A 7,992-nucleotide genomic window follows, 5' to 3' on the forward strand; every position below is an offset into this window, starting at 1 on the left:
TCCTCCGGCAGTGGGCTGCTGAACCCGACGCCCACCATCGTGGTGTCCAGATGGACGTTCGGATAGCGCTCCACCAGGTCCAGCGCCCCGCTGACGTCGGGCATCCCGGCGTGCGCGAGCACCGCCACCAGCCGCGGGTGACGGTGCAGCACCTCGCCGAACACGTCCAGGCCGGTGAACTCGCCCGGCACCGGACCGTGTCCACAGTGCACCACCACCGGCACCCCGGCCTCGGCGATCAGACCCCAGGCCTTGTCCAGCAGTTCCGAACGCGGGTCGTAGGCGCCCACCTGAACGTGCGCCTTGACGCAGCGGGCCCCGGCGCGCAGCGCGTCGTCAAGGTAGGACGCCACGCCGGGCTCGGGATAGAGGGTCGCGGTCGGCACCGCCCCCGGCGTCGCGGCCGCGAACTCCAGCACCCACTGCGTCAGCCAGGCGGCCATGCCGGGCTTGTGCGGGTAGACCAGCGGGGCGAACGTGGTCACGCCCAACCCGCGCAGGGTCGCCAGCCGCTCGTCGACCGGGAGCCGGTAGCGGATCGGCCACTCGGTGCCGTACTCCAGCGCGGCCCGGTCGAAGAACGCCCACACCTTGCGCTGCACGGACTCCGGCATGAAGTGCACGTGCAGGTCAACCAGGCCGGGCAGGCCCAGCCCGGCGACCCAGGCCGCCACCTCGGCGTCGGTGGCCGGCCCGGTCACCGGTAGCGGCCCTTGGCGGCCCGGCCGGCCGCCCGGGCGATCTCCCGCTGCGCGTCGCGCTTGGCCAGGTCCTGCCGCTTGTCGTAGGACTTCTTGCCCTTGGCCAGGGCCAACTCGACCTTGACCTTGCCGTCCTTGAAGTACATGGACAGCGGCACCAGCGACAGCCCGCTCTCCTTGCTCTTGCCGATCAGCCGCAGGATCTCGCGTTTGTGCAGCAGCAGCTTGCGGGTCCGGCGCGGCGCATGGTTGGTCCACGTGCCCTGCACGTACTCCGGGATGTGCACGTTGCGCAGCCACACCTCGCCGTCGTCCACCGTGGCGAACGCGTCGGTCAGCGACGCCCGGCCCTCCCGCAGGCTCTTCACCTCGGTCCCGACCAGGGCGATCCCGGCCTCGAAGGTGTCCAGGATGGCGTAGTCGTGCCGCGCCTTGCGGTTCGACACGATCACCTTCCGGCCGACTTCACGCACCATGCCGCACAGGTTACGTGCGTACGTACAGCCGCAGCGTCACATATCCGGTGATGGCGGAGATCCCGACCGCGGTGAGCAGCAGCCAGGGCGCCACGAACACGATGTCCAGCGCCTCGACCGAGCCGATCACGCCCCTCGAGACCAGGTCACCGAGCACGCTGTCCAGGAACCAGACCTTGAACCCGACCAGCAGCCCCACCGCCACCAGGGCACCGACCAAGCCGGTGACCACCGCCTCCAGGAGGAACGGCAGCTGGGTATACCAGCGGGTGGCGCCGACCAGCCGCATGATGCCGACCTCCGTGCGTCTGGTGTAGGCCGACACCTGCACCGTGTTGGAGATCAGCAGCAGCGCGGCGACGGCCATCACCAGCGCGATGAAGAACGCCAGGTTGCGCACCTGGTTGAGCAGGGAGAAGAACTCCTCGAGGAACTTGTTCTGGTCGGTGATGCCCTTCACACCCGGCTTGTTGGTGTAGACCTGGGCGATCACCTCGGGCCGGTCCGGCTGCTTGAGCTTGACGTGGAACGAGGCCGGCAGCGACTCGGGCCGGGTCAGCTTGACCAGCTCCGGCTGGGCCCGGAAGACCCGCTTGAACCGCTCGAAGGCGGCGTCGCGGTTCTCGAACGTCACCGACTCCACCGCCGGGTCGCTCTCCAGGGAGCTCCGCAGGTCGGTGCACAGCTCCTGGGCACAGTCCTTGTCGTTGGCGCTGACGTCGTCGACCAGGTTGACGCTGACCTGGAGCACGTCCAGGTAGAGGTCCTGGGTCTTGTCGATCATCCGGACGAACAGCAGGCCACCGCCGAGGGTGGCGAGCGACACTGCGGTGGTCAGGATCATCGCCACGGTCATCGTGACGTTCCGCCGCAGGCCCGTGAGGACCTCACTGAGCACAAAACTGGCACGCATCTACTGGTAAGTCCTATGCCGTAGGGATCGGGGGGAAGGGGCGGTCAGCGGCTGACGCCGTAGACGCCGCGGGCGTCGTCGCGGACGACCCGGCCGAGGTCGAGCTCCACGACCCGGCGCCGCATCGAGTCGACGATCGAGTGGTCGTGCGTGGCCATCAGCACAGTGGTTCCGGTCCGGTTGATCCGCTCCAGCAGCATCATGATGTCCTGGCTGGTGTCCGGGTCGAGGTTTCCGGTCGGCTCGTCGGCCAGCAGCATCAGCGGCCGGTTCACGAACGCCCGGGCGATGGCCACGCGCTGCTGCTCACCGCCGGAGAGCTCGTGCGGCATCCGGGACGCCTTGCCCTCCAGGTTGACCAGTTCCAGCACCTCGGGCACCACCTTGCGGATGGTGTGCCGGGGCTTGCCGATCACCTCGAGGGCGAACGCCACGTTCTCCGCCACGGTCTTGTTGTTGAGCAGGCGGAAGTCCTGGAACACGCAGCCGATGGACTGGCGCAGCCGGGGCACCCGGCGGCGGGCCATCCTGGCCACGTCGAAGTTGGCCACGTAGACGCGGCCGCGGGACGGGGTCTCCTCACGCAGCAGCAGCCGCAGGAAGGTGGACTTTCCCGAGCCGGAGGGGCCGATCAGGAAGACGAACTCCCCCTTGTCGACCTCCACCGTCACGTCCTCCAACGCGGGTCGCGTGGAGGTCTTGTACACCTTGGAGACATGTTCGAGCCGGATCACGAGGCGCGAGTCTACCTGCGCGCGTGTTATCGAGATGTTGCCTACCGGAGAGTTGCGCCAGGACGCTTCCCGGTGTAGCCAAGCGGTCTCACCCGGTAACGGTTGCTAATGGGTGCGGCGCCAGCGGATGCCGGCCTCCAGGAAGCCGTCGATGTCGCCGTCGAGCACGCCGCTCGGGTTGCCGACCTCGTGCTCGGTACGCAGGTCCTTGACCATCTGGTACGGGTGCAGCACGTAGGAGCGCATCTGGTTGCCCCAGCTCGACCCGCCGTCGCCACGCAGCGCGTCCATCTCGGCCCGCTCCTCCTGGCGCTTGCGCTCCAGCAGCCGCGCCTGCAGCACCCGCATGGCCGCCGCCCGGTTCTGGATCTGGGACTTCTCGTTCTGGCAGGAGACCACGATGCCGGAGGGGATGTGCGTGATCCGGACCGCGGAGTCGGTGGTGTTCACGCTCTGACCACCGGGTCCGGAGGAGCGGAACACGTCGATCCGGATGTCCTTCTCCGGGATGTCGATGTGGTCGGTCGCCTCCACGAACGGCAGCACCTCGACGCCGGCGAACGAGGTCTGCCGGCGGCCCTGGTTGTCGAACGGGGAGATCCGCACCAGCCGGTGGGTGCCCTGCTCGACCGACAGGGTGCCGTAGGCATAGGGGGCGGTGACCTTGAACGTGGCCGACCGGATACCGGCCTCCTCCGCATAGGAGGTGTCGTAGACCTCGGTCGGGTAGCCGTGCCGCTCCGCCCAGCGCAGGTACATCCGCAGCAGCATCTCGGCCCAGTCGGCGGCGTCCACTCCGCCGGCCTCGGAGCGGATGGTCACCAGCGCGTCGCGCCCGTCGTAGTCGCCGGACAGCAGCGTGCGCACCTCGAGCGACTCGATCTCCTTGCGCAGCCGGGCCCGCTCCTCGTCCGCCTCGGCCAGGCTGGACGCGTCGGACTCATCCTCCGCCAGCTCGTAGAGCACGCCCAGGTCTTCCAGGCGTTGGCGCAGGTCGGTGACCCGGCGCAGCTCCCCCTGCTTGTGCGAGAGCTGGCTGGTGATCTGCTGGGCCTGCTCGGGGTCGTCCCACAGGTTTGGCCGCGCCGCCTGCTCCTCGAGCTCGGCGATCTGCTTGCGCAGGCCGTCGAGGTCCATGACCGCCTCGACGCTGGCGAGCGTGGCGGAGAGGGCGTTGAGGTCGGCCGCGACGTCCGGGTTCACGTCGTAAAAGGTTACGTGAACCCGGCCGTCTCGGCGTGGTGGACCCGGCGTGGTCCCCTGATCAGGATGTGGGGATCGAGTCGAGCAGCTTCAGGACCGCCCGGGCGCGGGCGGCGCCGAACTCGGCGACCGCCTTGGCATAGGGGTCCTCGGCCGACTTCGCAGCGCTTTTTGCGGCTTCCGCCTCGTCGGCGTAAACCCTTTTCGCGGAATCGACCAATGCCGCTCGTTGTTTTGTGGTCAGCGCGCTCGCGTGCACCAGCCGGAGGATCAGCGGGCTGCGAAGGTGATCGGGACCGGGCTCCCCGCCCAGCCACGTCTTGAACGCCTTCTTGCCGGCCGCGGTGATCACGTACTGCTGGCTCGATCGCGGACCCTGCTTGCCCAGGCGCACCAATCCGGCGCTGGCCAGCGCCGGCAGCTCCCGGTAGACCTGGCTGCGGGTGACGCTGAAGAACGAGCCGAAACGGTCACGGGCGGCGGCGACCAGCTGTCCACCGGTCTGCGGACCCTCGTGGAGTAAGCCCAGAAGGGCCGCGGCGGTTGCATTCAGTTCAGACACGACTCCACCGTGCCACGCTTCCGGCCCGGTGTCCACAGTGGCCGGCAATCTGTCCACTGTGGCTGATCGGTTCCGCCGGGGCTGATCCCCCCGAATGGCCCAACGGCGAGAGCCACCTAGTCGAACAGGACGCCCGGGTTGAGGATCCCGGTGGGATCCAACGACTTCTTCACCGCCCGCAGCGCGGTGCCGAATGGATCCGGGCGCTGACGCTCGTACCAGCGAAGATGGTCCCGGCCGACGGCATGGTGGTGCGTTATCGTCGCGCCCAGACGGAGCAATGTCTCGCTTGCCGTGGCCTTGATCTCGTCCCACAGGGAAACTTCAGCCCCGCGCGAGCCGTTCGCGAGCACCGTGAAATAGGGCGCTACTCCATCCGGGTACACATGGGTCAGCCTGCACGTGACGATGCCCGGTCCGCTGCACAGTCGCTCGATCGCGGCGCCGACCTCGGAACGCACCGCCGCGCACAGTGCCGGGGCACGGTCCCAAGTGCACGCGGTCTCGAACGTCTCGACGATGACCCCTAGGCGGGCCAACGTATCCCTTAGGTAGGGCATCCGAAGGAACGCCGAGCGCCAGGCGCCGACCGCATTCGGCTGGTCGGGGTCGTCCTGTTTGGACACCCGCCGGTATGTACCGCCGTGCTCGGCCGCCAGCCGCAGCGCTCGGTCCATGGCGGAGTCCACCGGATGGTCGGCCGACTCGAAACCCAGCACCAGCAGGCAGGAGCCGTCGGTGACGCCGGCGTTGACCGCCGCCTCGGCCGCGTCCAGCAGCCGGCAGTTGGCCGGGTCGAGTCCGGACTGGGCGATCGCCCGGACCCCGTCCAGCGCCCGGTCGAAGGTGCCGAACCGCACCGCCGCGGCTGCCTTGTGGACCGGTTTGTCCTGCACCCGAAGCCAGGCCTCGGTGATTATGCCGATGGCGCCCTCCGAGCCGAGGAACATCCGGTCCGGCGACGGTCCGGCCCCGGACGCCGGAAGCCGGCGGGACTCGCTGATCCCGACCGGCGTCACCACCCGCAGGGACTCCACGAAGTCGTCGATGTGCGTGTAGCGCATCGCGTAGTGCCCGCCGGCCCGGGTGGCGAGCCAGCCGCCGAGGGTGGAGAACTCGAAGCTCTGCGGAAAATGCCGCAGGGTGAGCGCGTGCCCGGCCAGCTGGCGCTCCAGTACCGGGCCGAGTGCGCCGGCCTGGATCCGGGCCGCGCGGGACACCGGGTCCACCTCGAGAACCTGGTTCAGGCCGGAGAGGTCCACGCAGACCACCGCGTCGTGCCCGGACCCGCGGTACTCCACGCCGCCGACCACCGAACTGCCTCCGCCGTAGGGAATCACGGCCACCCCGGCGGACGCCGCCCAGTCCAGCAGGGCCACCACGTCGGCTTCGGTTCGGGGCCGGGCCACCAGATCAGGCGGGTTGGGCAGGTCGCCGGCCAGCGCCCGTACCACGTCCCGATAGGACTTGCCGTAGGTGTGGCCGGCCCGCTCCTCCGGGTCGGTCGAGCAGATCGCGGCCAGCGCGGGCGGCGCCGCGATCCGCGGCGGGCGCAGGTCCAGGTCGGCGATCTCCGGTACCGGCAACGGATCCCGGGCCCAGCCCGGTGGCAGCCGGGCAAGGACCGCGGCGCGCTCGGCATCGGTGGCCGCGGCGTCCGCCCAGCCCCAGCCCCACCACGATCGCCGGCGCACGGCGTCAGGCTCCGAGCACGTCGACCCAACCGCCGGTGCGCCAGTAGACACCGTGGTCGCGGCTGAGCAGTCCCTCGTCCACCAGGTACCGTCGCACCGTCACATGATCGACCTCGCCGCCCGCGCACCACGCCCGCAGCACCGCGTCGACCTCGCGCTCCGGAATCTGCCGGCCCGGCTCGAAGGACTGCGCGAGGTACTCGAGTACCAGCACCCGGCGCGCCCGCTTGGCGGGCAGCCGGACGAGCCGGCCATCCGGCACGAACGTGCGCAGCAGGGCCGCCCTCCGCCGATCGTCCATCACTCCAGACTAATGCGGCCGGGCGGATGGGTGGGTCGGTTCACCGCCCGGACCTCTACAGTGGACCCCATGACCCGCTACGTCGCATTGTTGCGCGGTATCAATGTCGGCGGCCGGAACAGGGTGCCGATGGCGGCATTGCGGACGACCTGCGAGTCCCTCGGCTGCACCGAGGTGGCCACCTATATTCAGAGCGGAAACGTGGTACTGACCAGCCCGCTGGGCGCCAAAAAGCTGGGCGCCGAGTTGGCGAAGGCCATCGCCGAACAGATCGGCGTCGCCCCCGCTGTGATGATCCGCACGCACGCGCAACTGGCCGCCGTCCTGTCCGGAAATCCTTTTCCGGAGGCGGATCCCGCACACCTGCACGTCGCCTTTCTCGCCCATCCGCCGACCGGCGAACAGGTGAAAGCGCTCGACCGTTTGGAGTATCCGCCCGAGGAGTTGGCCGTGCGCGGCGCCGAGGTCTACTTCCGGCTGCCCAACGGCATCGGCCGGGCGAAGCTTCCGGAGCAGGCCGGACGGCGGCTCAAGATCGAGGCGACCGTCCGGAACTGGCGGACGGTACGCACCATGACCGAAATGTCCGCCGACTGACACTGCCGGTAGTCGGATGAACCTGGAACGGAATTTCCAATTACCAGTCGTAGCTGCATTAGTATGTTTGAGTGATCACTCGCCGCCCTGACGAGCCGCCCCGGGAGTGCGTATGACGGGCCGGGCACCCGGCTTCCGGGAGTTGCTCGGGGTGGCCGAGTTCCGTGCCCTGTGGGCGGCCGAGCTGTTCTCGATCCTCGGCGACCAGCTCGCCCGGGTGGCGCTCGCCCTGCTCGTGTTTCAGCAGACCTCCTCGGCGGCGCTGGCCGCCCTCACCTATGCGCTGACCTTCGCCCCCACTGTCATCGGCGGCGCGCTGCTGTCCGGCCTCGCCGACCGCGTCCCGCGCCGCCGGGTGCTGGTCGCCACCGACCTGCTGCGGGCCGGCCTGGCCGGGCTGATGGCCATTCCCAGCATGCCGCTGGCGGCGATGTGGGCGCTGGTCGCCGTGCTGGCGATGGCCGCGGGTCCGTTCAAGGCGGCCCAGCAGGCACTGCTGCCGCAGGTCCTCGGCGGCGAGCGCTACATCGCCGGACTGTCCCTGCGCCAGGTCACCACCCAGGGCGCCCAACTGCTCGGCTACGCCTCGGGCGGGTTCCTTCTGGTGGTGCTGGAACCGCATGTCGCGCTGGCGGCGAACGCCGCCACGTTCCTGATCAGCGCGGCACTGGTGCTCGCCGGGGTCCGGCACCGGCCGGCGCCGACGGCTCCCCCGCGCCCGGACTCGGCCGGCCGGCGGGTCCGCGGCCGGGCCGACCCGCGGTTGGCGCCCCTGGTGGTGCTGGTCTGCCTGGTCGGGCTGTTCGTGGTG

The 7,992-nt window shown here is 69.8% G+C and carries 10 protein-coding genes; 2 read left to right on the plus strand and 8 right to left on the minus strand.

Annotated features, from left to right (window positions below; all coding sequences use genetic code 11):
* From VFO68_RS26935 to VFO68_RS26970, 8 genes are all read right to left on the minus strand, one after another.
* The coding region (locus VFO68_RS26935) for an amidohydrolase family protein (protein ID WP_325161191.1) at positions 1–701 on the minus strand (701 nt) is incomplete at its 3' end.
* Entirely contained in the window at positions 698–1,177 is a 480-nt protein-coding gene (gene smpB / locus VFO68_RS26940) for an SsrA-binding protein SmpB (protein WP_325161192.1), read from the minus strand. The genes VFO68_RS26935 and smpB, both read right to left, overlap by 4 nt.
* Before the next feature lie 10 nt (positions 1,178–1,187).
* Positions 1,188–2,090: a permease-like cell division protein FtsX gene (ftsX, locus tag VFO68_RS26945; protein WP_325161193.1), complete on the minus strand. Its 903-nt coding sequence runs from the start codon at positions 2,088–2,090 to the stop codon at positions 1,188–1,190.
* 44 nt (positions 2,091–2,134) lie between these two features.
* Positions 2,135–2,824, minus strand: coding sequence for a cell division ATP-binding protein FtsE (gene ftsE / locus VFO68_RS26950; protein ID WP_325161194.1), 690 nt, complete (start codon positions 2,822–2,824; stop codon positions 2,135–2,137).
* A gap of 105 nt (positions 2,825–2,929) precedes the next feature.
* Entirely contained in the window at positions 2,930–4,027 is a 1,098-nt protein-coding gene (prfB, locus tag VFO68_RS26955) for a peptide chain release factor 2 (protein WP_325161195.1), read from the minus strand.
* 61 nt (positions 4,028–4,088) lie between these two features.
* Positions 4,089–4,589 (minus strand): PadR family transcriptional regulator, encoded by a 501-nt coding sequence (locus tag VFO68_RS26960; RefSeq protein ID WP_325161196.1) that lies wholly within the window; start codon positions 4,587–4,589, stop codon positions 4,089–4,091.
* 116 nt (positions 4,590–4,705) lie between these two features.
* Positions 4,706–6,283, minus strand: coding sequence for an FAD-binding oxidoreductase (locus tag VFO68_RS26965; RefSeq protein ID WP_325161197.1), 1,578 nt, complete (start codon positions 6,281–6,283; stop codon positions 4,706–4,708).
* 4 nt (positions 6,284–6,287) lie between these two features.
* Entirely contained in the window at positions 6,288–6,584 is a 297-nt protein-coding gene (locus VFO68_RS26970) for a DUF2087 domain-containing protein (RefSeq protein ID WP_325161198.1), read from the minus strand.
* 69 nt (positions 6,585–6,653) lie between these two features.
* On the opposite strand from VFO68_RS26970, the gene VFO68_RS26975 reads away from it, so the two are divergent.
* Together VFO68_RS26975 and VFO68_RS26980 are read left to right on the plus strand one after the other, a co-directional pair.
* Positions 6,654–7,181, plus strand: a complete 528-nt coding sequence (locus tag VFO68_RS26975; RefSeq protein ID WP_325161199.1) for a DUF1697 domain-containing protein — start codon at positions 6,654–6,656, stop codon at positions 7,179–7,181.
* A gap of 112 nt (positions 7,182–7,293) precedes the next feature.
* On the plus strand, positions 7,294–7,992 hold a 699-nt coding region (locus VFO68_RS26980; RefSeq protein WP_325161200.1), incomplete at its 3' end, for an MFS transporter.

Origin of the sequence: Actinophytocola sp. (assembly GCF_035712165.1) — a bacterium.
Lineage (GTDB): Bacteria > Actinomycetota > Actinomycetes > Mycobacteriales > Pseudonocardiaceae > DASYTH01.

Coding starts and splice junctions, on each gene's coding strand:
- ftsX (WP_325161193.1), bottom strand. CDS start 2,090: ATGCGTGCCAGTTTTGTGCTCAGTGAGGTCCTCACGGGCCTGCGGCGG.
- VFO68_RS26970 (WP_325161198.1), bottom strand. CDS start 6,584: ATGGACGATCGGCGGAGGGCGGCCCTGCTGCGCACGTTCGTGCCGGAT.
- VFO68_RS26975 (WP_325161199.1), top strand. CDS start 6,654: ATGACCCGCTACGTCGCATTGTTGCGCGGTATCAATGTCGGCGGCCGG.
- smpB (WP_325161192.1), bottom strand. CDS start 1,177: ATGGTGCGTGAAGTCGGCCGGAAGGTGATCGTGTCGAACCGCAAGGCG.